The organism is Mycobacterium sp. NGS33 (assembly GCF_059812885.1).
Genome location: NZ_JCALDN010000012.1, coordinates 25,236 through 49,232, shown reverse-complemented (window position 1 = coordinate 49,232; position 23,997 = coordinate 25,236). Strand labels below are relative to the sequence as shown.

At 69.4% G+C, this 23,997-nt stretch carries 19 protein-coding genes and 1 pseudogene; 4 read left to right on the top strand and 16 right to left on the bottom strand.

The features are described 5' to 3' along the window. Positions 1-65 precede the first annotated feature (65 nt). The 8 genes and pseudogenes from ppc to AC5Y5B_RS18130 all read right to left on the bottom strand — a co-directional run. On the bottom strand, positions 66-2,873 hold the full coding sequence (ppc, locus tag AC5Y5B_RS18165) for a phosphoenolpyruvate carboxylase (protein ID WP_112633962.1): 2,808 nt from the start codon (positions 2,871-2,873) through the stop codon (positions 66-68). A 51-nt stretch (positions 2,874-2,924) separates the two neighbouring features. Beyond that, positions 2,925-3,158 (bottom strand): preprotein translocase subunit SecG, encoded by a 234-nt coding sequence (gene secG, locus AC5Y5B_RS18160; protein ID WP_066864507.1) that lies wholly within the window; start codon positions 3,156-3,158, stop codon positions 2,925-2,927. 30 nt (positions 3,159-3,188) lie between these two features. After that, on the bottom strand, positions 3,189-3,974 hold the full coding sequence (gene tpiA, locus AC5Y5B_RS18155; RefSeq protein WP_112633961.1) for a triose-phosphate isomerase: 786 nt from the start codon (positions 3,972-3,974) through the stop codon (positions 3,189-3,191). 16 nt (positions 3,975-3,990) lie between these two features. Continuing rightward, a complete protein-coding gene (locus AC5Y5B_RS18150) occupies positions 3,991-5,220 on the bottom strand; it encodes a phosphoglycerate kinase (protein ID WP_500006080.1) in 1,230 nt (409 codons plus the stop codon). 4 nt (positions 5,221-5,224) lie between these two features. Next, positions 5,225-6,244, bottom strand: a complete 1,020-nt coding sequence (gene gap / locus AC5Y5B_RS18145; protein ID WP_064950380.1) for a type I glyceraldehyde-3-phosphate dehydrogenase — start codon at positions 6,242-6,244, stop codon at positions 5,225-5,227. A gap of 125 nt (positions 6,245-6,369) precedes the next feature. Further along, positions 6,370-7,791: a phytoene desaturase family protein gene (locus AC5Y5B_RS18140; protein WP_500006079.1), complete on the bottom strand. Its 1,422-nt coding sequence runs from the start codon at positions 7,789-7,791 to the stop codon at positions 6,370-6,372. Beyond that, positions 7,788-9,545 (bottom strand): DUF3556 domain-containing protein, encoded by a 1,758-nt coding sequence (locus AC5Y5B_RS18135; protein WP_500006078.1) that lies wholly within the window; start codon positions 9,543-9,545, stop codon positions 7,788-7,790. The genes AC5Y5B_RS18140 and AC5Y5B_RS18135 overlap by 4 nt, the downstream gene beginning before the upstream one ends. Positions 9,546-9,754: 209 nt before the next feature. Next, positions 9,755-10,171, bottom strand: a pseudogene (locus AC5Y5B_RS18130) (hypothetical protein); the annotation flags it as partial. A 248-nt stretch (positions 10,172-10,419) separates the two neighbouring features. Between AC5Y5B_RS18130 and AC5Y5B_RS18125 the strand changes: the two are divergent. The 4 genes from AC5Y5B_RS18125 to AC5Y5B_RS18110 all read left to right on the top strand — a co-directional run bounded on the left by AC5Y5B_RS18125 (position 10,420) and on the right by AC5Y5B_RS18110 (position 15,555). Continuing rightward, positions 10,420-11,160, top strand: a complete 741-nt coding sequence (locus tag AC5Y5B_RS18125; protein WP_240631789.1) for a lysophospholipid acyltransferase family protein — start codon at positions 10,420-10,422, stop codon at positions 11,158-11,160. Between the two features lie 3 nt (positions 11,161-11,163). Continuing rightward, entirely contained in the window at positions 11,164-12,795 is a 1,632-nt protein-coding gene (gene fadD12 / locus AC5Y5B_RS18120; protein ID WP_500006077.1) for an acyl-CoA ligase FadD12, read from the top strand. After that, positions 12,795-14,066: an alpha/beta hydrolase gene (locus tag AC5Y5B_RS18115; RefSeq protein ID WP_500006076.1), complete on the top strand. Its 1,272-nt coding sequence runs from the start codon at positions 12,795-12,797 to the stop codon at positions 14,064-14,066. Before fadD12 ends, AC5Y5B_RS18115 begins: the two co-directional genes overlap by 1 nt. 130 nt (positions 14,067-14,196) lie before the next feature. Next, on the top strand, positions 14,197-15,555 hold the full coding sequence (locus AC5Y5B_RS18110) for an HNH endonuclease signature motif containing protein (RefSeq protein ID WP_500006075.1): 1,359 nt from the start codon (positions 14,197-14,199) through the stop codon (positions 15,553-15,555). Between the two features lie 21 nt (positions 15,556-15,576). On the opposite strand, the gene AC5Y5B_RS18105 is transcribed toward AC5Y5B_RS18110, so the two are convergent. The 8 genes from AC5Y5B_RS18105 to yvcK form a co-directional block, all read right to left on the bottom strand. Then, positions 15,577-16,977 carry a WS/DGAT/MGAT family O-acyltransferase gene (locus tag AC5Y5B_RS18105; protein WP_500006074.1) on the bottom strand — a complete coding sequence of 467 codons (1,401 nt, stop codon included), beginning with the start codon at positions 16,975-16,977 and terminating at the stop codon, positions 15,577-15,579. Between the two features lie 96 nt (positions 16,978-17,073). Continuing rightward, entirely contained in the window at positions 17,074-18,060 is a 987-nt protein-coding gene (locus tag AC5Y5B_RS18100; protein WP_500006073.1) for a PPE family protein, read from the bottom strand. A gap of 75 nt (positions 18,061-18,135) precedes the next feature. After that, a complete protein-coding gene (locus AC5Y5B_RS18095) occupies positions 18,136-18,495 on the bottom strand; it encodes a DUF732 domain-containing protein (protein ID WP_500006072.1) in 360 nt (119 codons plus the stop codon). A 20-nt stretch (positions 18,496-18,515) separates the two neighbouring features. Continuing rightward, on the bottom strand, positions 18,516-19,883 hold the full coding sequence (locus tag AC5Y5B_RS18090; RefSeq protein ID WP_500006071.1) for a PPE family protein: 1,368 nt from the start codon (positions 19,881-19,883) through the stop codon (positions 18,516-18,518). A gap of 12 nt (positions 19,884-19,895) precedes the next feature. Next, a complete protein-coding gene (locus AC5Y5B_RS18085) occupies positions 19,896-21,149 on the bottom strand; it encodes a PPE family protein (RefSeq protein WP_500006070.1) in 1,254 nt (417 codons plus the stop codon). A gap of 628 nt (positions 21,150-21,777) precedes the next feature. After that, positions 21,778-21,933, bottom strand: coding sequence for a hypothetical protein (locus AC5Y5B_RS18080; RefSeq protein ID WP_500006069.1), 156 nt, complete (start codon positions 21,931-21,933; stop codon positions 21,778-21,780). Between the two features lie 22 nt (positions 21,934-21,955). Then, the gene (gene whiA, locus AC5Y5B_RS18075) at positions 21,956-22,933 is read right to left on the bottom strand and encodes a DNA-binding protein WhiA (RefSeq protein ID WP_112635412.1); all 978 of its coding nucleotides are present in this window, start codon (positions 22,931-22,933) and stop codon (positions 21,956-21,958) included. Further along, positions 22,930-23,994, bottom strand: a complete 1,065-nt coding sequence (gene yvcK, locus AC5Y5B_RS18070) for a uridine diphosphate-N-acetylglucosamine-binding protein YvcK (RefSeq protein WP_500006089.1) — start codon at positions 23,992-23,994, stop codon at positions 22,930-22,932. The genes whiA and yvcK overlap by 4 nt, the downstream gene beginning before the upstream one ends. Between the last annotated feature and the right edge of the window lie 3 nt (positions 23,995-23,997).

The window sequence follows — 23,997 nt, the reverse complement described above, 5'->3', positions numbered from 1 at the left end:
CGGTCGACGTCGCGTCCATCAGGGTATTCGCGCCGGGGCCGCCCGGGGAGGCGAATCGCGGGTTATCAGCCGCTGTTTCGCAGCGCGCTGGCCAGCCCGTTCATCGTCAGCAAAATGCCGCGCTGCACCAATTCGTCGTCGTCGCCGGAGCGGTAGCGGCGCAGCAACTCCACCTGCAGGTGGTTGAGTGGCTCGAGGTAGGGGAAGCGGTTGAACACCGACCGCGCCAGCGCGGGGTTGTCGGCGAGCAGGTTGTCCTGACCGGTGATGAGCTTGTGCATGGCGATGGTTCGCCGGTGCTCGTCGACGATCTTGTCGAACACCCGGTGCCGCAGTTCCTCGTCGTCGACCAATCCGGCGTAGCGCGCGGCCAGCCCGAGGTCGCTTTTGGCCAGCACCTGAGCCAGGTTGGACAGCACGCTGCGGAAAAACGGCCAGCGCTGGTACAAGTCGTGCAGGGTGTTCACCCGCTGGCTTTCGCCGTCCGGGCCCGCGGCGATCCACTGCTCGAATGCCGAGCCGGTGCCATACCAGCCGGGCAGCATGACCCGCGACTGGCTCCACGCCAGCACCCACGGGATGGCGCGCAGGTCCGAGATGGACTGGGTGGGCTTGCGTGAGGTGGGGCGGCTGCCGATGTTCAGCGAGCCGATCTCGCTGACGGGCGTGGAGGCCATGAAGTAATCGACGAAACCCGGTGTCTCGTGCACTAATTCGGAGTAGGCGCGCTGCGCCAGCACGGCCACTTCGTCGAGCACCGCGTACGCCGGTTCGGCGGCGTCGCCCAGGCCCTCCACATCCAGCAGCGTGGATTCCAGCGTGGCGGCCAGCAGGCTCTCCAAATTGCGTTGCGCCGCTTGCGGTTCGGCGTACTTGGCGGCGATCACCTCGCCCTGTTCGGTGAGCCGCAGCGAACCGTTCACCGCGCCCGGCGGCTGCGCCAGGATGGCTTCGTAGCTCGGACCGCCGCCGCGGCCGACGGTGCCGCCGCGACCGTGGAAGAGCCGCAACCGGATTCCGGTCTTGCGGGCCACCTCGACCAGGGCCAGCTCGGCCCGGTACACCGCCCAGCTGGACGCCAGGTAGCCGCCGTCCTTGTTGGAATCGGAATACCCGAGCATCACTTCCTGGCTGTCGTCGCGGGCGGCCACCAGGGCGCGGTAGATCGGGAGTTCGAGCATGGCGTGCAGGATGGTGGCGCCGTTGTGCAGATCGTCGATGGTCTCGAACAGCGGTGAGATGCCGACCGGGCAGTACGGCGCGTCGCCGGACGCGTCGATCAGGCCCGCCTCTTTGAGCAGGATCGCGGCCTCGAGGATGTCGGAGACCGAACGGCACATGGAGATCACGTAATTGGGCACCGCCGACGGTCCGTAGCGCTTGATGGCATGCGCTGCCGCCCGCACCACGCCCAGCTCCTTGCGGGCCAGCTCCGACAGCTCGGCGCGCTCACCGACCAGCGGCCGGCGGGTGGCGAGCTCACCGGCCAGGAGCTCGACCCGCTCGTCTTCGGCCAGCGAACCGTAATCCGGGTGCACCCCGGACCACGCGAGCAGCTCGGCGACCACCTCCTCGTGCACGTCGGAGTTTTGCCGCATGTCCAGGCCGCACAGGTGAAACCCGAAGACTCGCACGCCTTCTCGCAGTAGCGCGACGCGGTCGTCGGCCAGCAGCGCGCTGCCGTGCGAGCGCAGTGACGCATCGATGGTGTCGAGGTCGGCCTGCAGTTCGCCCGGGGCGGCATAAGGCGGCAGCCCCAGGTCCAGCTCGTGCTGGGGTCGGCGGTCCAAGATCTCGGCGCCGGTCGCGGTGAGGCGGGCGCGGATCACCCGGACCGCGCGACGGTACGGCTCGTCGGCGCGGGCCTTCTCCCCGCAGCCCTGGGCCAGCTCGGTCAGCTCCGGGGTGACCGTGACCAGGCGCGCCGACATGGACAGCTCCTGCTCCAAGGCGGTCAGTTCGGCCAGGTAGTGCGCCAGCGCGGTGAACGCGGCGTTGCCCGTGGCCTGGCGCACCACGTCGGCCGTCACGTTCGGATTGCCGTCGCGGTCCCCGCCGATCCACGAGCCGGGCTCCACGATCGGCTGCGCGAGCAGGGCGGCGTCGGGCCAGCGCGACCGCAGGGCGTCGCGCACCTCCGCGTTGACCTGCGGGATCACCTTGAAGAAGGCGGCGGCATAGTAGCGCAGCCCGACCTCGATCTCGTCGGTGATCTGCAGCCGGGACAACCGGATGAGCGCGGTCTGCCACAGCGTGAGGACCTGGCGGCGTAACTCGCGTTCGATGTTGGCGCCGTCGTCGGTTTCTTCGTGCCCCTCGGCGTGCAGCCGCATCAGTTCGGTGATCCGGTGCTGGGTGACGAACACGGTGCGGCGGCGGGTCTCGGTGGGATGCGCGGTGATCACCGGCGCCACCACGGCACCCTGGAGCGCGCCGGCGACGGTGGCCGAATCCAGTTGCGCCCGATCGAGTTTGGCGTAGGTCGCGGCCAGACTGCTGTCCTGCGGCGCCTCGCCGGCGGCGACGTGAATCGCCCGGCGACGCTCCCGGTGGATGTCCTCGGCGACGTTGGCCAGCAAGGCGAAGTGGCTGAACGCCCGGATGACCGGGATCGCCTGGTGGATGTCGATGCCGTCGAACATGCGCGCCAGCTCGGCGCGGTCGATCTCGGAGCGGCGCACCCGAAACGATTCGACCCGGGCCCGCTCGACGAGCTCGAACACCTCGTTTCCGTTCTGCTCGCGCACCGTGTCACCCAGAATGGCGCCCAGCAGCCTGATGTCGGCCCGCATCGGCTCGGTCGCCTCGCGCCCCACCAGGGTGCGCTGCACGGCACCGATCGGTTCCAGCGTGCCCTCGGATGCCTCAGCCATAGCACTCAGTATCGACGGCGATGCCGGGGCCCGCCCGTCGAGCGTCCGGCGTCAGCGGTACTTGATCATCAGCGCCATGCCGATGATGCACACCAGCCAGATGGCGGTGATGAAATAGGTCAGCCGGTCCAGGTTCTTCTCCACCACCGTGGAGCCCGACAGGCTGGACTGCACGCCGCCACCGAACAACGTGGACAGGCCGCCACCCTTGGCGCGGTGCAGCAGCACCAGCAGCACCACCAGGATGCTGGTGACGACCAGGGTGATCTGCAAAGCCAACTGCATGACGGCCAGCCTACCGGGGCGCGGCCGCGCTCAGGGCAGCGGCCCGCCGGCGGCGATGGCCGCCAGCGTGGCGAACTGCTCGCCGTCCAGGGAGGCGCCGCCGACCAAGCCGCCGTCGATGTCGTCGCGGGCGATCAGCTCGCCGATGTTCTTGGCGTTCACCGATCCGCCGTAGAGCACCCGCACCGAGTCGGCGATCTCCGAGGAGGCGAGGGACGCCAGCTGCTTGCGGATCGCCGCGCACACCTCTTGGGCGTCACCCGCGCTGGCCACCCGCCCGGTGCCGATCGCCCACACCGGTTCGTAGGCGATGACGACCTTGCCGATCTGTTCGGCGGACAGCCCGGCCAGCGATCCGCGCAGCTGCTCCTCGCAGTGCGGGACGTGGTTTCCCGCCTCGCGGACGTCCAGCTGCTCGCCGATGCAGACGATCGGGGTCAGTTCGTGCTTGAGCGCCGCGGCGGCCTTGGCGGCCACCACCGCGTCGTCCTCGTGGTGGTAGGTCCGTCGCTCGGAGTGCCCGACGACGACGAACGTGCAGCCCAGCTTGGCCAGGAACGCGCCGCTGATGTCGCCGGTGTAGGCACCCGAGTCGTGCTCGGACAGGTCCTGCCCGCCGTAGGTCAACCGCAGCTTGTCACCGTCGACCAGGGTCTGCACGCTGCGCAGATCCGTGAACGGCGGCAGCACCGTGACGTCCACCTTGTCGTAGTACTTGTCCGGCAACGCGAACGCGATCTTTTGCACCAGCGCGATGGCCTCGAAATGGTTGAGGTTCATCTTCCAGTTGCCGGCGATCAGCGGTTTGCGGCTCACGACTGTGGGGGCCTTTCTAGTTGGGGTCGGGCTGGGGTCGGCTCAACACCTCGATACCCGGAAGCGTCTTGCCCTCAAGGTATTCCAGCGACGCTCCCCCACCGGTCGAGATGTGCGAGAAGTCGCCCTCCGGGATGCCCAGCGCGCGCACCGCGGCCGCGGAGTCCCCGCCGCCCACCACGCTGAACGCGCCCTTGCCGGTGGCCGCGGCGATCGCCTCGGCGACGCCCTTGGTGCCCGCGGCGAAGGCCGGGAATTCGAACACGCCCATCGGCCCGTTCCAGAACACGGTTTCGGCGTTGGACAGCAACGTGGTGAAGCGTTTGACCGAGCCCGGCCCGATGTCCAGGCCCATCTGGTCGTCTCCGATGGCGTCGGCCGCGACGGTCTGCGGCGTCGCGTCGGCGGCGAACTTGTCACCCACCACGATGTCGACCGGCAGCCGCAGCACGTCGTGGTAGGTGTCCAGCAGCCGGCGGCAGGTGTCCACCATCTCGGTCTCCAGCAGCGACTTGCCGACCGAGAAACCTTGGGCGGCAAGGAAGGTGAAGCACATGCCGCCGCCGATGACGATGCTGTCGGCCTTGGTGGCCAGCGATTCGATGACACCGAGCTTGTCGGACACCTTCGACCCGCCGAGCACCACCGCATACGGGCGTTTGGTGGAGCTGGTCAACTGCTCCAGCACCGCGATCTCCTCGGCCACCAGCGTGCCGGCGTAGTGCGGCAGCAGGGTGGCGATGTCGTACACCGAGGCCTGCTTGCGGTGCACCACGCCGAAGCCGTCGGAGACGAAAGCCCCTGTCGGCCCGACCAACTCGGCCAACTGCCGGGCCAGCGCCAGGCGCTCACCGTCGTCCTTGCTGGTTTCGCGGACGTCGAAGCGGATGTTCTCGAGCAGCAGGACGTCGCCGTCGGTCAGGCCCTCGGCGCGGGCCAAGGCGTCGGCGCCCACGACGTCGCCGGCCAGCTGGACGTGCCGGCCGAGCTGCTCACCGAGCGCCGCGGCGACGGGCGCCAGCGAAAGCTTCGGGTCGGCTCCGCCCTTGGGCCGGCCGAGGTGCGCGGTGACGACCACCTTGGCACCGGCCTCGACCAGCGCCCGCAGCGTCGGCACCGAGGCGGTGATGCGGCCGGCGTCGGTGATCTTCCCGTCGTCAAGCGGCACGTTCAGATCGGAGCGCACCAGCACGCCGCGTCCGGAAACCCCTTCGGCGAGAAGGTCTTTCAGAGTCTGGACGGCCACGGGTTTACAGCGACTTGCCGACCAGGGCGACCAGGTCGACGAGGCGGTTGGAGTAGCCCCATTCGTTGTCGTACCAGGAGACGACCTTGGCTTGGTCGTCGATCACCTTGGTCAGGCCGGAGTCGAAGATCGAGCTGTGCGGGTCGGTGACGATGTCGCTGGACACGATCGGCGCGTCGTAGTACTTCAGGATGCCCTTCATGGGTCCCTCGGCGGCGGCCTTCATCGCGGCGTTGATTTCGTCGGCGGTGGCCGACTTCTTCAGCTCGGCGGTCAGGTCGGTGACCGAGCCGGTGGGGATCGGCACCCGCAGCGCGTACCCGTCCAGCTTGCCCTTCAGCTCGGGCAGCACCAGGCCGATGGCCTTGGCCGCGCCGGTGGAGGTCGGCACGATGTTCAGCGCGGCGGCGCGGGCCCGGCGCAGGTCCTTGTGCGGGCCGTCCTGCAGGTTCTGGTCCTGGGTGTAGGCGTGGATGGTGGTCATCAGACCCTTGACGATGCCGAACTCGTCGTTGAGCACCTTGGCGATCGGGCCGAGGCAGTTCGTGGTGCACGACGCGTTAGAGATGATGTTCTGGCTGCCGTCGTACTTGTCGTCGTTGACGCCCAGCACGATGGTGATGTCCTCATCCGTGGCGGGCGCGGAGATGATCACCTTCTTGGCGCCGGCGTCCAGGTGGCCCTTGGCCTTGGCGGCGTTGGTGAAGATGCCGGTGGACTCGACGACGACGTCGACGCCCAGGTCGCCCCAGGGCAGCGCGGCCGGGCCTTCCTTGACCTCGAGCGCCTTGATCTTCTTGCTGCCGACGACGATGGTGTCGTCGCCTTCGAGGCTGACGTCGTGCGGCAGGCGGCCCAGGATGGAGTCGAATTTCAGCAGGTGCGCCAGGCTGGCGTTGTCGGTGAGGTCGTTGACCGCGACCACCTCGATGTCAGCGGTGCCCTGCTCCTGTTGAGCCAGCAAGGCCCGGTAGAAGTTCCGCCCGATGCGACCGAAGCCGTTGATACCTACTCGGACCGTCACTTGTCTCTCCTGTCGTCTTTCTTTCCTGTGTCCGCTGATTTGCGCTCGTCGCCAGCCTAGATCAGCGGCGCCAACCGTTGCCGCGCTGGTATATCCCCCGTGACGTCGGCCACACGCGGCACCAGCTACCGGCGCTTGCGCAGCCGGCCCAGCGCCGCCCCGGCCGCGTGGTAGCCGCACAACCCGTGGATGCCGGCCCCCGGCGGGGTGGACTGCGAACACAGATAGACGCCCGGCACACCGGTGGCGTACGGGTTGACCGAGACCCGCGGCCGCAGAATCACCTGGAGCCCGTCGTTGGCGCCGCCGAGGATGTCGCCGCCGATGTAGTTGGGGTTGTAGGCCGCCAGGTCGGCGGTGCCGGTGCTGACGGTCGCCACGACGCGGTCGCGGAACCCCGGGGCGAAGCGTTCGATCTGCTCGACGATGACCGCGGTGGCGTCGCCGGTGTAGCCGAACGGCACGTGGGCGTAGGCCCAGACCGGATTGACGCCGCCCGCGGAGCGCGACGGGTCGGCCAGGTACTGCTGCCCGACGAGGACGAACGGGCGCCGCGCCATGGTGCCCAGCGCGCGTTGGCGTTCGGTGTCGGCGATCTCGGCGAAGCCGCCGCCGAGGTGGACGCTGCCGGCGCGCCTGCAGTCGGGGTTGGTCCAGGGGATGTCGCCCTGGACGGCGAAGTCGACCTTGAACGCCGAGGACCCCTGGCGATAGCGCCGGTAGGACCGCGCGATGCGGGCGGGCATGGCGTCGCCGTAGAGCCGCAGCGCCGCGGCGGGGCTCAGGTCCAGCATGACGAGGTCGGCGTCCGGGATGTCGCGGCGGCCGGTGACGGTCACTCCGGTGGCGATGCTGCCCCCGTGCGCCTGCAGGGCCGCGGCCAGGGCGCGGGTGATCGACCCGGAGCCGCCCTGCGCGACCGGCCAGCCGTAGCGGTGCCCGCTGGCCAGGAAGAGCAGCCCCAAGGACGCGGTCAGTGGACGGTCCAGGCGGGTGTAGATGTGGGCGGCGGCCCCGCCGAACAGCGCGCGGGCCTGCTCGGTGCGAAACCAGCGGGCCAGCACCGTGGCCGGCAGCAGGGCGCGGGGCCCGAAGCCGGCCAGGCGGACCGGGTGGCGCGGGAAGTGCAGCACCGGGCGCAGCAGATCCTGCGCCAGGTCATCGAATCCGGCGGCGAGGTCCCCGACGGCGCGGCGCCACCGGCCGGCGTCGCGGCCCATCCCGGCCACCGTCTGATCGATCGACCGATACAGCACCCCGGCGGTGCCGTCGTCGAGCGGATGCGCGCAGTCGATCTCCGGCCACTTCCACACCAGCCCATAGCGCGGCAGGTCGATCTCTTTCCAGAATGGCGAACCGACGCCGAACGGGTGGGTGGCCGAGCAGACGTCATGGATCACCCCGGGCACCGTCAGCTCGGCCGAGCGCGCTCCCCCGCCGACGGTCTCGCGCGCCTCCAGCACCTGCACGTCGACTCCCTCGCGGGCGAGCCGGATGGCCGCCGCCAGGCCGTTGGGCCCGGCGCCCACGACGACCGCGTTAGTCACCGGGCGCCGCCATCGATGACGTGGACGGGGTAGTCGTCGCCGGGCTCGGGCCAGGGTTGACGGCTCAGCATGCCCGCGACGTCCACGTAGCCCTCTTCGATCAGCCCGGTCTTGGCGTCGACGATGCGGTAGGCCTGCGTTTGGCGCTGGATCGGCTGGGCTTCCAGGATGATCACCCGCACCTCGCCCTCGTCGAAGTCGCAGCGCCGATGCACCGCGGCCAGCAGCTGTTCGTTGTGCAGGTGGCCTTCGCCGAAGTTCCACCCGATCAGCGGCCCGGCGATGATTTCGCCGTCGCGCAGCAGGTAGTCGGCCTCGTCGGCGCCGTCGGGCAGGGCGCGGGGCACCAGGCCGCCCAGCGCGCGGCCGTGGGTGTGCATGGACCGCCACCCCATCAACTTGTCGATCATGAGTTCGGCGGTCTGCGGATCATAAAGGCGGGCAAGCTGATTGGGCGCCAGCGCGGACGCCTTGGTGATGTTCGCCTCGATCTTGTCCTCGGCGCCCTTGCGCAGGCACCAGGTGCTGGTGGCCCAGTTGCCCGCGTAGTAGCGCATCGCCGGTAGAAACGAAACCTGTTGCGGGAACATGTTTCCCACGATCGGCACCACCGCCAGCGCGGCGATGAGGATGATCAGCAGCAACGGCGACCGCAGCCCGGTGGCCGTGATGCCGGCGTAGTGCCCGAACAGGTAGAACAGCGAAAAGATGAAGAAGACGTTCCACTCCAGGGGAACTCCCATCGGAATGGTGGACGTGATGTTGAGGTGGAACAGCACCATGAAGCCGATAAGGAACCATGCCCACCGGTGACCGTCGGCGAAGAACACCAGGACCAGCGGAACCAGAAATTCGGCCGTCGTCCCGCCGACGTGGGCCATCACCTTCGGTATCCACGACGGTCGCAGGTCGTTGACCGGGTCGAGGTAGAGCCGGCGCTTGAACCAGTTGAACGCCCGGCCGCGCAGCAGTGGGCTGTTGCTCATCATCACCGCCACGACGTACGGGAAGTGGTGGTTGAGCTTGGACGTGGCCGCGCCCCACCACAGCGCCAGCATGATGATCTTAAATGCGGCGATCTGGTCGGTGAACCCGAAGAAGAACACCAGCAGCGTCAGCCCGTAGTGCTCGCCGCGCGCCGCCAGGAAGACGGTCTTGTCCCGCAGGCCCAGCAGCGCGAGCGCGACGATGGCGGGTACCACCAGCCGGGGATCGATCAGGCCGACGTCGCCCGCCGGGGTGACCGGGCCGCCCCGCCCCGGCGAGAGCAGCGCCCAGACGCCGGAGCCCAGCACGACGAGATACAGCGCCACGTCGACGACAGTGCGGTTGTCCCCGCGGGTGAACGGGACCTTGTCCGGCCAGGCCGGCAGCCGAATGGTGTTGGGCCGCAACCAATACAAGAACCCGCCGAACGGCGGCCAGAACCGCGCGGTCAGCGGCCCCGATCCGCAGCCCAGGCCCAGGATCTCGAACAGCAGCGTGAAGATGACCAGCTTCTGGTACACGATCGGCTGCGTCCACCAGTCGACGAGGTGGCCCAGACCGCCCAGCCCCGGCGTCAGGGAGATCACCGCGGCGGCGCCGGCGACGTACCCGGCGATCTTGAAGACGTAGAACAGATAGACCGCGTACGGCGAGCCGAAGCCGTGTTCGACCCAATGCCGGGTCATGATCTGGCGCCTGGTCGACCGCGGCAGGCTGGGCCACGCTTGCGGGTCGACGTCGGGAAACTCCGGAGCCATGAATCCCATGGGCGGCCTCGTTCCTGTCTAGAAACCAGCTGGCCCATAGAATGTATCGGCACCGCCACGCGGGTGTGCCGATGTGTGCGCCCCGGCGCCGCGCGCCGGCCGCCCTGTCACGGCCGTATGACGAGAAGTGTTGCGGGGAGCCGTGTTTCAGCGCACGCCCGGTGCGGGCCGGCAACCGGGGGGCGTGCCTGAGGGGAAGCCGCGCCCGGCGCCCGGCCCACGAAGCGGCGCCGCAGCTTCTCGATCAGCGTGTCCAGGGTCCGCCGATCCTGCTCGGCGATGCGCGCCAGGCGGCGGTAGTTCGCCACGGCGTCGAGGTCGCCCTTGGCCTCGGCGGAGCCGATTTTGCGCTGGTACTCGTCGATGCGCTGATCGATGAGGCCGCGCCGGCCGGCGAGCAGGCGCACGAAGTAGTCGGCCTGCAGCTCGTCCGCGGTGTCCGGCGCGGCCGCGGCGAGAGCACCGGCGGCCGGCGCGGATCGGGACGGTTCTTGGTTCTGGCGACCCGATTCCGCGCGCGCCGGGGCGGCGTGGGTACGCCGCCCGCGCCTGTCCCGGGTGCTGGCCGATCTGTGGGTGGTGCTCGAGCGGGCACTCCGCTCGTGGGACAGACCGGCTACGTCCATCGGGTCCCCTTTACTCGAGGATTACTTAGGGCGCCGTAACAATAGCGCCCCGACCCGTCCCAAACCACATGTCCGGTTGCGCAAAGACGAAACACCGTGACAGCAACGCCAGCCCCGGTCGCTACCATCGAGGGACTCGACTCGGCGGAGCGGCCTGGTGCGAGCGTCAAGGAGGGAACGTGACCGACAACGGCAACCCCGAGGGCGGGGATATCGGCAAATTCGACCCCGGCTTGACCCAGCGCCTGATGGCGGTGATGCGCCCGGTGCTGAAGACCTACTTCCGGTCGGAGGTACACGGCCTGGAGTCGTTCCCGCCGGGCGGAGCGCTGGTGGTCGGTAACCACTCGGGCGGCATGTTCCCCATGGACGTGCCGATCTTCAGCGTCCACTTCTACGACAAACTCGGCTACGACCGGCCGGTCTACACGCTGAGCCACGACATCCTGATGACCGGGCCCACCGCGGATCTGTTCCGGCGCACCGGATACATCCGGGCCAATCGGGAGAACGCGGCCGCGGCGCTGCGTTCGGGTGGGGTGGTGATCGTGTTCCCCGGCGGCGACTACGACGCCTACCGGCCCACCCTCTCCGAGAACGTCATCGACTTCAACGGCCGCAAGGGCTACATCCGCACCGCGATCGACGCGGGCGTCCCCATCGTGCCGGCGGTGTCCATCGGCGGGCAGGAGACCCAGCTCTACCTGACCCGCGGCACCTGGCTGGCCGAGCGGCTGGGCATTAAACGCTTGCTGCGCAGCGCGATTCTGCCGGTGTCGTTCGGCTTTCCCTTCGGCCTGAGCGCGGTCATCCCGCCGAACCTGCCGCTGCCCACCAAGATCGTGACGCAGGTGCTCCCGCCGATCGACATCGCCAAGCAGTTCGGCGACGACCCGGACGTCGACGAGGTCGACGAGCATGTCCGGTCGGTGATGCAGCAGGCCCTGACCGAGCTCGCCGCCAAGCGCCGCTTCCCGATCCTGGGCTGAGCCATGGCGAACCCGTTGAGCGAGACCCTCGGCCTGGTCAGCACGCTGAGCCGCGCCGGCATGATCGCGCCGATGCGACCCGACCGCTACTTCAAGATGGCGGCGGCCATGCGCCGCGAAGGCATGGGCATGACCGTGGGCTTCGCCAGCGCCGCGCAGCGCTGCCCGGACCGTCCCGGCCTCATCGACGAGCTCGGCGCGCTGACCTGGCGCGAGCTCGACGAGCGGATCAACGCGTTCGCCGCCGCGTTGCAACGGTTGCCCGCGGGCCAGCCGAAAGTCGTGGGCATCATGTGCCGCAACCACCGCGGCTTCGTCGAGGCGGTGGTGGCCACCAACCGGATCGGGTCCGACGTCGTGCTGCTCAACACGTCGTTCGCCGGGCCCGCGCTGGCCGAGGTGGTCAACCGCGAGGGCGTCGACGTCGTGGTCTACGACGAGGAATTCACCCCGACGGTGGACCGCGCGCTGGCCGACAGGCCGGACGCCGGCCGCATCGTGGCCTGGACCGACGGCCAACACGAACTCACCGTCGAGAAGCTGATCGCCGATCACGCCGGGCAACGGCCCCAGCGCCCGGGCCGCAAGGGCCGGATGATCCTGCTGACCTCCGGCACCACCGGAACACCCAAGGGCGCCAACCAAACCGGCGGCAACGCCGGGATCGGCACGCTCAAGGCGATCTTGGACCGCACCCCATGGCGGGCCGAGGAGAACATCGTCATCGTGGCGCCGATGTTCCACGCCTGGGGGTTCTCCCAGTTGATCTTCGCGGCGTCGATGGCGTGCACGGTGATCACCCGGCGCAAGTTCGACCCCGAGGCCACGCTGGACCTCATCGACCGCCACCAGGCGACCGGGCTCGCCGTGGTGCCGGTGATGTTCGACCGCATCATGGAGCTGCCACCCGAGGTGCGACGCCGCTACAGCTGCCGGTCCCTGAGATTCGCGGCGGCATCGGGTTCGCGGATGCGGCCGGACGTGGTCATCGCGTTCATGGACGCGTTCGGCGACGTGATCTACAACAACTACAACGCCACCGAGGCCGGCATGATCGCCACGGCCACGCCGGAGGACCTGCGGGCCGCACCGGACACGGCGGGCCGGCCCGCGGGGGGAACCGAAATCCGGATCCTGGACCCCGAATTCAACGAGCTGCCCACCGGCGAGGTCGGCAGCATCTACGTGCGCAACAACACCCAGTTCGACGGCTACACCTCGGGTAGTACCAAGGACTTTCACGCCGGATTCATGTCGTCGGGCGACGTGGGATACCTCGACGAGGCGGGGCGCCTGTTCGTCGTCGGCCGCGATGACGAAATGATCGTCTCCGGCGGCGAGAACGTCTACCCGATCGAAGTGGAGAAGACGCTGGCGGCACATCCCGACGTCGCGGAGGCGGCGGTGATCGGCGTGGACGACGAACAGTACGGGCAGCGGCTGGCGGCCTTCGTGGTGCTCGAGACCGGCGCCACGCTCGACGCGGGCGCCGCGCCCGAGGCGCTCAAGCAGCACGTGCGGGAGAACCTGGCCAACTACAAGATCCCCCGCGAGATCACGGTGCTGGACGAACTTCCCCGCGGCAGCACCGGCAAGATCCTGCGCGCCGACCTGCAAGCGCGGGTGACCGGCTGATGCGGCTCGCCCGGACCCTCCGGAAACCCCGGCCGCTCGCGCGGGCCGCGCTCGAATTGGCCAACGCCGCCAACGGATTACGCCCGCTGGCCCGCAAAGGATACAGCACCGTTCTGGTCTTCTGGTTCGGCTGGCCGGCCTCCGAGGTGCCGGGCGTGTACTTCTCCGCCTCGCTGCTCGATGCGCTGCGGCGGGGGCGCCGCGGCGACTTCGCGGGACGGCGCGGCAAGGCCGCGCTGGGCCTGACGGCGGCGTCGTGGGCGCTGCTGGCGGTGATCAAGTACCGGGGCGTCACCACCCCGGGCCCGGTGCTCGAGGCCGGGCTGCGCGAGGAACTCGGCGACGACTACGAAGAGGCGCTGGACAAACTGCCCGAGACGCAGCCGCGGCGCAGCGGTCGCCGCTCCCTGCCGCTGGGCAACACCGTGGCGCGCCGCCGGTACGTCGAGAAGACCAACGTGGTGTCCTACGGTCCGCACGGCCGCGCCAACCTCGCCGACATCTGGCGCCGCCACGACCTGCCGCGCGACGGCAAGGCGCCGGTGCTGCTGCAGGTGCCCGGCGGCGCCTGGGTGATCGGAATGCGCCGCCCCCAGGCCTATCCGCTGATGAGCCACCTAGCCGCGCGCGGTTGGGTGTGCGTGTCGATCGGCTACCGGGTGTCGCCGCGGCACACCTGGCCCGACCACATCGTCGACGTCAAACGCGCGCTGGCGTGGGTCAAGGAGAACATCTCCCGCTACGGCGGGGATCCCAACTTCGTGGCGATCACCGGCGGATCGGCGGGCGGCCACCTGTGTTCGCTGGCGGCGCTGACCCCCAACGACCCGAAGTTCCAGCCCGGCTTCGAGGACGCCGACACCTCGGTGGTGGCCGCGGTACCGGTGTACGGGCGCTACGACTGGTTCTCCACCGAGGGCGAAGGCCGGCGCGAATTCGTGGACCTGCTCGAAAAGTTCGTCGTCAAAAAGAAATTCACCACCCACCGCGACGTCTACGTCGACGCCTCGCCGATCCGGCGGCTGCGCGCCGACGCGCCGCCGTTCTTCGTCCTGCATGGCCACGACGATTCGCTCATCCCGGTCGGCGAGGCCGAGGAGTTCGTCGAGGAACTGCGCGCGGTATCCAAGCATCCCGTCGCCTACGCCGAATTGCCGCACGCCCAGCATGCTTTCGACATCTTCAGCTCGCCGCGGGCGCACCGGTCCGCGGAGGCCGTGGCGCGGTTCCTGTCGTGGGTGTACGCGACGAGCCCGCCCGAGCGCGCCTGAGAGAGCTCTGCCACCTCCCGCGGGCACGATTACGAATACCGAAGACGTATACCGAAATCTCCTGTGCCACTGTAGTTTCAGTGGTCACAGGGCGGCGTTTTTTGTCGGTGGGTGCCGATAGTTTGGCGGTGTGACTGATCAGCAGGATATCGACGCGGCGTTCGACGCGCTCGATGCCGCATGGGATCGAGTCTGCGCCCTCAACGTCGACGCGCTGAACCCACGCCAACAGCTGGCGGTACTGCAGCGGTGTGAAAAGCAGCGCCGACGCATCCCCGCCGTCGAGCATCCACTGATCAATTCCCTTGCCCGCCAGGCACCGTCTGTCGAACTCGGCGGCACCGTGGTCCATGCCCTCGCCGAGGCCACCCTCATCAGCCGCACCGAAGCCTCCCGGCGCCTCAAAGAGGCACGCGATCTGGGCCCACGCCACGGCCTGACCGGCGAACCCATCCCACCCGCGCTGGCCGCCACCGCCGCCGCCCAACGCGCCGGCACGCTGGGGCCCGGCCAGGTGAACGTGATCCGCAAGTTCTGCCACGCCCTGCCCGGCTGGATCGACACGCCCACCCGCGAGCACGCCGAAGCCCGGTTAGCCCAGGAGGGCAGCCGGTTTCGCCCCGAACAACTGGCCGCGCTGGCCGCCACCCTCGCCGACTGCCTCAACCCCGACGGCACCTACACCGACGAGGACCGGGCGCGACAGCGCGGGCTGACGCTGGGCAACCAGCAGGCCGACGGCATGTCGGCGCTGCGCGGATGGCTTACACCCGAAGCCCGCGCCACCCTGGAAGCCGTGTTGGCCAAACTCGCCGCCCCCGGCATGTGCAACCCCCTCGACGAAAGCCCGTGCATCGACGGCGCACCCACCCAGGAAGCCATCGAACACGACCCCCGGTCGGCGGCCCAACGCAACCACGACGGACTCAACGCCGCACTGCGGGCGCTGCTGGCCTCCGGAAAGTTGGGTCAGCACAACGGGTTACCGGCCTCCATCATCGTCACCACCACCCTGGCCGAGCTGGAGGCCGCCGCCGGGCGCGGCCTGACCGGCGGGGGCACCCTGCTGCCGATGAGCGACGTCATCCGCCTGGCCCGCCACGCCCATCACTACCTGGCGATCTTCGACAAGGGCAAGGCCCTGGCCCTCTACCACACCAAACGCCTGGCCTCACCCGGGCAGCGAATAGTCTTGTACGCCAAGGACCGCGGCTGCTCACACCCGGGCTGCACCGTGCCCGGCTACTACTGCGAAGTCCACCACGTCACCGACTACGCCACGTGCCACACCACCGACGGCAACGACCTCACCTTCGCCTGCGGCCCCCATCACCGACTGCTCAAACCCGGCGGCTGGACCACCCGCAAAACCGCCCGCGGCGACACCCAATGGAAACCACCACCCGAACTCGACCGCGGACAGCCCCGCACCAACACCTTCCACCACCCCGAGAAACTGCTCCGCGATAAAGACGACGACGGCCCGTAGTCGCGAGATCGCCAGGGCGGCCTAGGTGGAGCTGCTCTCCCGCGCGGCGGCCTTCTCCAGGTCGGTCAACGCCGGCTCGATCCGATCGGCCATGTCGTCGATGTCGTTGGCCACCTCGGGCGTCGTCACGAAACCGAAGTCCAGGTAGTCCTGGTAGGAAAAGCAGGTGATGTTCAGCGCGACATCCATCACCGGCGGGCCCAGCGGTACCAGCGAATCCAGTTTGGCGCCAGCCATATACAACGGGAACGGCGGGCCGGGGACGTTGGAGACAACCAGGTTGATGGGGGCCAGGTTTCGCGACAGCCCGCTGGCCGTATACGCCCGCGCGGCCAACCCGAGCAACCCGGGCGGCGTGGTCTCGGTCAGCCCCATGATCTGATGCGCCGACAGCGCCTTGGCCATCAGCTTCGCGTCCTGGGTGCTTTCGTGAATGGCCCGCAGCCGCTCGCCCGGGTCTTCGACATCGGTGGCCAGCGAGACGGTCATCGAGCTGACCTTATTGCCGATGTCGTCCTTGTTCTCGTCAGTGCGGGTCGACACCGGGATCTGCGCGATCAATGGTTTGGCGGGCAGCTCACCGCGCTTCTGCAAGTAGTCGCGGACGGCGCCGGCCACCACCGCGAGCACCACGTCGTTGAGCTTGACGCCGTAGGCATCCTTGACGGCCTTCGCGCGGGCCAGCTCGATGCGAGACCCGGTGATGCGCCGATGCGGCGAAACCGGTGCGTTGAAGCGGGTTTTGGGTGCCTCGAAGTAGCGCGGGGGCCTGCTGCGCACCCCCAGGGTGGCGATCTGCTGGCGCACGGTCTGCTCCATCAGCCGCGCGATGCGGAACGGCGTCTTGACGCCCACGTTGATCAGGGCCCCCAAGGCGCGCCGTTCCAGTCCCGGAAGCTGGAAGCCCACCAGCGATCCGACCGTTTCCTGTTGCGGCGCACGGGGTTCCGGCGTGGTGTCCAGCAGGATTTCGCCCAGCCCGGCACCCGAGACCCCGTCGACGATGGCGTGGTGCATCTTGGTCAGGGTGGCGATCCGCCCACCCTCGACGCCCTCGATCACCCACATCTCCCACAGCGGCCGGGAGCGGTCCAGCTTGTAGGACATCAGCCGCCCCACCAGCTCCTCGAGCTCGCGGCGACCCCCTGGCGCGGGTACCCCGATGCGGCGGACGTGGAAGTCGACGTCGAGGTCCTCGTCTTCGACGAACCACGGCCGGTCCAGTCCCAGCGGCGCGCCGGTGACCCGCCACCGCAACTGCGGTACCTCGGGCAGGCGATCGATCAGTAATTGACGGAGACGTTGAAAACTGTACTCGGAGCACTCCTTCGGGTCGCAGATCGCCAACGCCCCCACGTGCATGTGCCAGCCCGCGGTTTCTGCTGACCAAAACGCCGCATCGACACTCGACAGCCGCTTCATGACCTGACCGTAGCCCCCCAACCCCCGTCGCGACCAGCAATGGCAAACAAACTACCCGCCGGCTCGGCGCGGGCGACGTCCGCGTGCCCACCAGTCTCACTGGCTTCGATCTACGGGAGTCGCATGCGAACTGGGCGACACCGGGCCCGGCATCGATCGCGCCCACGCCGGTGGCACCGACAAGATCCCGACCGCGGCGCCGCCGCCGACGCTCACCCGAGGCGCCGCGTGAGTCGTTAGGCCAGGCGAGCACGTGACCGCGGCCCTGCACAGCGCGGCAGCCTTATTGAGGGAACTCAGGTGCTTGAGCGCGACATCTCGCGGCGCCGACAGCGAACTCAGCTTGGACAGCGGCGCGGTTGCCGGCAACAGGGACGCATCGAAGGTGGCCAGCGGCGACGAGGACAGCGCATCGAGCGCGTCGGAGATGGTCGAGACCACTTGCCGGCCAGTCGTTATGACCTCCGGTGCGACAGTCAGAGTCCAGCCGCGCGGCGGTGGAGTGACCCCCGTGGGCTCGCGGGGGTGGGTGCAGGGCGGCGGGGAACTGAACGGTGCCAGGACGCCCGCCGACGCGCGGGCGTAGGCGTACATGGCGGCGGCGTCTTGCGCCCACATCCGTTCGTAGTCGGCTTCGGCCTGGGCGACCGCCGGACTGAGCTGGCCCAGACAGTTGCCCGCGGCCAGCGAGATCCGCCGCCGCCGGTTGGCATCGATCACTTGGGGCGCCACCACCGCCGCACGCGCCAAACCGTAGGCTCCCGCGGCCGCCGTGGCCTGGAGTGCCGTCTGCCGCGCCAGCGCGGCGGTAGCGTCGAGCCACGCCAGATAGGGCGCGACGGCGTGGGTGAGCGCCGGTGTCGACGCGCTCGGTGCTCCCCCGTCCAGCTGGGCGATCACCGCCCGGTAGCTCAGCGCCGTGTCAGCGAGTTGGGCGCCCAGCACACCCCAGGCCATGGCGGCGTCCATCATCGATCCGGCGCCGGGGCCCGAATGCATCCGCCCGGAATTGCTTTCCGGCGGAACGGTCCCGAAATCCATCACCAATCCCAGCTCGACGGCGCGCGAATTGTGCTGCAACATGAGGCTTTTCTCTCGGGAATGATGGATATGCGATGGGGGCCGGGGGTCCTGTTGCGGCGGTGCGGGTTTGGTTAATTAGCCACCGCCTTTGGCGCCGGGTCCCCCGGCAGAGTCGAGTTGCCGCGGGCAGTACGCCTTGGCCGATATCGTCGCGAACTGGGCGGCGCCGTTGGTGGTCAGCGCGGGGTTGTTGTCTCGCAGGTCGTTGAGGAGTTGGAGACCGGAGACGCCGCGGGCAAGCAAGCCGCAGACCGCTTTTCCGGCGCTCACGGCTTGGCCGGGGTCCTGAAAGCTGATGCCCACCGTGTGGAGGTCAGCGATGAAGACCTCATTGTTGTCGTCGGCGGCCGCCTCGTCCTCGCCCGGGACGGCGTGCGCGGGTAGGGCGGCGACGAGTCCCAGCGCTACACCGACAAGCGCTAATTGCAGTTTCATGCATCCTCCTTCGAGGTGTCCTAACCCGGTTTCGATTCGGTGGATCCGGCCGCGATGTCCTCACCGTCCGTCACGTGCACGGCGTGCACGCCGGGTGTTGTTCTGAGTCTGGCGACCAGGTCGTCGAGGCCGGCCTCGTCGATGTTCCAGTGCTGCACCTGGTCGGGCATCTCCTGCAGTTGGGCGATGATGCGGTCGAGCTTGACCGGCCCCTGCCGGCGCGCGCCGGCGATCGCGGGGGCCTGGACGCCCGTCGTGCTGACGACGCGTGACGCCGGGCCGCCCAGCGCGCCGCCCGCGAGACTGCCCAGGGTGGCCTCGTTGACGAGGCCACCGGGGATATCCGCCGCGGCGGCCGCGGCGAGGCTGGTGGCCGGTAGCGCGGTGGAGGCCAGCCGGATCACCGGTGCGGCGGTCGCCCAGGCGGGCGGCACCGACATCTTTCCCACCGTCGGCGCCGCACCCAAGACGGCCGACACGGGTTTAACGGCGATGCTGGAGGCGACGTGGCCGGGCGACGTCAGACCGGCGCCGAGCGACGTTTTCGACATCGCGGCGCTCCACGGCGCATAGATGAAGAAGTTCTTCCACTGCGAAACACCAAGGCTGGTACTGGCATTGACGACGTTGGTCCACGTGGCCTGAGTGCCGATCTGGGAAATGCTGGAATACAGCGTCTCCCAGAACGGTGCTATCTCCGTGCTCCCCGTGGCGCCCCCGATCAGGTTCTGCCAGAACTGGGTGTACTGACCGGTGAGCGAGGTGATGTAGGCCTCGATCTCTTTCAGCCACGACGACAACGAGTCGGACGACGCCGTGGCCGCGGCGGCCGCCTGTGTCGCGGCTGCGGTGTCGTTCGTGGTGGCCGGGGCGTCCTCGAAGGGCGTCAACTCTCCGGCGGATGCCGACGCGGCGGCGTAACTGAACATGGCGGCGACGTCTTGGGCCCATATCTGGCCGTACTCGGCTTCGGTGGCCGCAATCGCCGCGCCGTTCTGTCCGAGGATGTTGGTCTGCAACAGCGCGGCCAGTCGGCTGCGGTTCGCCGCGACTACGGCCGGCGGCACGGTGGCCGCCAGTGCCGCCTCGTAGGCGGCGGCCGCGGCACGGGCCCGGGCGGCCGTCTGCTCGGCCACGCCCGCCGTGGCCGAAACCCACGCCACGTACGGCGCCGCCGCGGCGGCCATGGACTCCGATGACCAGCCCTGCCAGGACTCGCCGACCAGCTCCGAGATCACCGATGCGTACGACGCCGCGGTGGCGTGCAACTCGGCGGCCAACCCGTCCCACGCCCCCGCGGCGGCCAGCAACGATCCCGCGCCCGGTCCCGCATAGATCTGGGTCGAGATCACCTCGGGTGGCAGCGCTGCGAAGTCACCGAAAACCATTGCGGGCCGTCCTTATTTCGCGTTCGGCGGTATGACGATGACGGTGGACGTGGTCGCGATGTCGTCGACGGCCACCGCACCGGGCACGCGTACGGCCGGCCCCGCGACGGCGCGCGTCGCGGTCCCTCCGACCGCGCGTCCCGCCAGACTCGACAGGGCTATTGGGCCGAACATGCCCCGCTGACCGTTGGCGGCCATCGCGGGCGCGGCGTCCAGCACGGTCTCCGGCAGCTCGGCGGCGACCGTGCGGACGGCCGGCACGGCCGAGGCCCAATTCGCCGGCACCGACAGCGATCCCACCAAGCCGGCGCGGCCCGCGGACGCCGAAGCCGTGCCCGCACTCGACAGTGCGGTCGAGCCGGTCAACAGGTCGCTGTGCAGCAGCGGCGACAACACGCCGATTAGCGGTTTCGGGTGAAGCAGCGGGCCGATGCCTTGGATGCCCGTCCCCAGACTCGGGATGCTGACGGCGATCTGGTACCAGTTCTTCATCAGGTTCGCCACGCCGAGCGGCGTGTACGGGCCCGAGATGGTGCCCATGACGCTGTTGAACGTCTTCAGGATCCCGGTGATGTCCGTCAGGCTCAGCGGGAGTCCTGCCGCCGCCGTCGCCGCGGTCGCGTTGACCTGCGCCGCGGCCGGAGCCTGCGAAACCACCTGTGACAGTGTGGATTCCACGTCGGAGGCGGCCGACGACTGGAGCGCGGAGGTGACCGCGGCCGACTGGCCGGCCGCGGCGTCGGCGTCGGAGGTCGTCGGTGGCGCGCTGAACGGGGCCAGCGCGGTCGCGGCCGCCGACGCGCCGGCATAGGCATACATCGCGGCGGCGTCCTGGGCCCACATCTCGGCGTAGTGGGCCTCGGTGGCCGCGATCGCCGGAGTGTTCTGGCCCAGCACGTTGGTCACGATCAGCGACGCCAGCAACGCCCGGTTGGCCACGATCACCGGCGGGGGGACAGTGGCCGCGAACACGGCTTCATACGCCGCGGCCGCCGCCGTGGCTTGGACGGCGGTCTGCTCGGCCTGCGCGCCGGTGCCGTCGAGCCACGCGACGAAGGGGGTCGCCGCGGCCGCCATCGCCGCCGACGAGGGCCCATGCCACGAGGTTCGCAGCTCCGCGAGTGCCGAACCGTATGACGCTGCGGCCGAACGCAATTCGGCAGCCAACCCGTTCCAGGCGGCCGCGGCCGCGAGCAACGGCGCCGATCCCGGCCCCGAGTAGATCCTGCCGGAATTGATCTCCGGCGGTAACGACCCGAAATCCATGCCTTCCTCCGCCCCCGGCCGTGTCACCCCCGCCGGCCCAATCCGTGCCGCCGCCAGCACATCCCGTGCAGGTTTGCTGGCGGCGAGCGTTTCCGCTTGTAGGCGAGACACTAACGAGCGACGACGGAACCGCCTTTCGTCGAGACCGGCCGGATCCGCCGGCGCCGCCGCGCTGCGATGCCAGGGCGGTAAGTCGGCGCTTCGGCAAGCAAGCCGCCGATAAACGTCTCTACCTCGCGCGAATCGACAAGGCGACGCGATGAATGGGTGACGAAAATTGGGGAAGGCCGTCCTTCCGGGCCGCCATCCGTGGATAAAAATCTCGCCATCACAAATTGTGTCGGCCCTAGAAGGCCTTAGCCAGGACGCGGCGGCAGCACGACCATCCGAACGATGACCGTGGCCGACCCGATCCAGACATAGGCGCTGACACGGGTATTCGCGCACCACGCGGCCGATGCGGCCCATCACTCATATCGATCACCATGAAAATATGAATTTGCTATTCGCCGTCGGCCCGCCCGGCCGCAGGCGGTCCCGATGGCGCCGCGCACTTATGCCCGATATCCGGCGCTAAAAACACCATCGAAAGCGCCGACTCACCTGCAACATAGGTCAATCATGTAATTCATAGAATTCGGCGCTGCGCGACGAGGAAGGATGACTCGCGGCCGGGTGGCCGCTCACACGCGCGCACCGCGATCTCCGGCAGATCGAGCACCGCCAGCGTCGGTGCGGTGACCGGCGCGGCTTTGCCAGCGGCGGGTAGCGCTACGGCCCCCACCCGGAGCGCCTCGCCACCGGGGCTAGGCGTCCTCCAGCAGGTCCGGCGTCACTGCCGACTCGGTGTCGGGAATGCCCTCGACCTTGGCCTTGCGGTCGGCCATCGACAGCAGCCGCCGAATGCGGCCGGCCACAGCGTCTTTCGTCATCGGCGGGTCGGCGAGGCGGCCGAGCTCCTCCAGCGATGCCTGCCGGTGCTCGACGCGCAGCTTGCCGGCCGAAGCCAGGTGGTCGGGGACGGTGTCGCCCAGGATCTCCAGGGCCCGCTCCACTCGGGCCGCGGCCGCCACCGCCGCCCGCGCCGAGCGGCGCAGGTTGGCGTCGTCGAAGTTGGCGAGCCGGTTGGCCGTCGCGCGCACCTCGCGCCGCATCCGGCGTTCCTCCCAGATCAGCCGGGTGTCCTGGGCGCCCATCCGGGTCAGCAACGCGCCGATCGCCTCGCCGTCGCGCACCACCACGCGGTCGGCACCGCGCACCTCGCGGGCCTTCGCGCTGACACCGAGCCGTCGCGCGGCACCCACCAAGGCCAGCGCCGCCTCCGGACCGGGGCAACTGACCTCGAGGGCCGACGACCGTCCCGGCTCGGTCAGCGACCCGTGCGCTAAAAACGCTCCGCGCCACGCGGCCTCGGCGTCGCCGACGCTGCCGCCCACCACCTGGGCCGGCAGCCCGCGCACCGGGCGGCCGCGATTGTCGAGCAGACCGGTCTGGCGGGCCAGCGCCTCGCCGTCATTGGCGACCCGCAACACGTACCGGGTGCTCTTGCGAATTCCGCTGGCCGACAACACATGCACGACGGCGTTGTATCCGTAGAGTTCGAAAATGTCCTTGCGCAGCCGCCGGGCGACGTTGCCCAGGTCCACCTCGGCCTCGACCACGACGCGGCCGCCGACGATGTGCAGCCCGCCGGCGAACCTCAGCAGGGATGTGACCTCCGCCCGGCGCGCGCTGACCGATTTCACGATGAGGCGGCTCAGTTCGTCCTTGACTTCGGTCGTCATCGCCACGCGTCGTCACCCCTTGGTCCGCTGCCGCCCGGCCCACTCCCACCGGCTGGTGGGCTTGCACCGTCGACCCGAATATCCGCGGTGGCCGTGGCCGAAGACGCTCCCGGAGCCTTGTGGGCCGCCCGGACCCCGTCCAGGGCCGCCGCGAGCTTGCCTGGATCATGTAAAGGTGTACCAGGTCTGGCCACGTCGGCGAAGTGGACCTCGGCCGAAAGCAGTGTGGCGGTGCGGCGCAATTGCTCGCGTTCGCGCTCGCTGGGCACCCGTTCGGCGTCGATGATGATGTCGTGCACGGTGAAATCCGGTGCATGCTGGGCCAGCACGTGCAGATGACGCTCGACGGAGAACCCGGCCGTCTCCCCCGGTTCGGCCACCAGGTTGAGCACCAGGGCGCGCCGCGCGGTGGTGGCGCGCAGCGCCGCCGCCAGGCCGGGCACCAGCACGTGCGGGATCACGCTGGTGAACCACGATCCGGGGCCGAGCACAATCAGATCGGCGGCCATGATGGCGTCGACGGCCTGCCGGGTCGCCGGCGGGTTGTCCGGCGACAGCCGCACGCGGCGCACCTTGCCGGGCGTCGTCGCGATCGCCACCTGGCCGCGGATCAGCCGGAACATCCGCGGGTCGCTTTCCAGACCGGAGACGTCGGCCTCGATCTGCAGCGCGATCGGGCACATCGGCAGCACCCTGCCCTTGACGCCGAGGATGCGCCCCATCTCGTCGAGGGCGGCCACCGGGTCGGCCAGCACCTCGGACAGGCCGGCCAGCATCAGGTTGCCGATCGGATGCCCGGCCAGCGCCCCGCTGCCCCCGAACCGGTGCTGCAGGATCGTCGCCCACAGTCGCCCATGAGGGCTGTCAGATGCCAAGGCCGCCAACGCCATTCGCAAATCACCGGGCGGCACCACGTCCAGTTCGCTGCGCAGCCGGCCGGACGAACCGCCGTCGTCGGCGACGGTCACCACCGCGGTCACGTAGGGCGTGAGCCGGCGGGCCGCCGACAGCGTCGCGTACAGGCCGTGTCCACCGCCCATCGCGACGATGCCCCGGCTCATCGG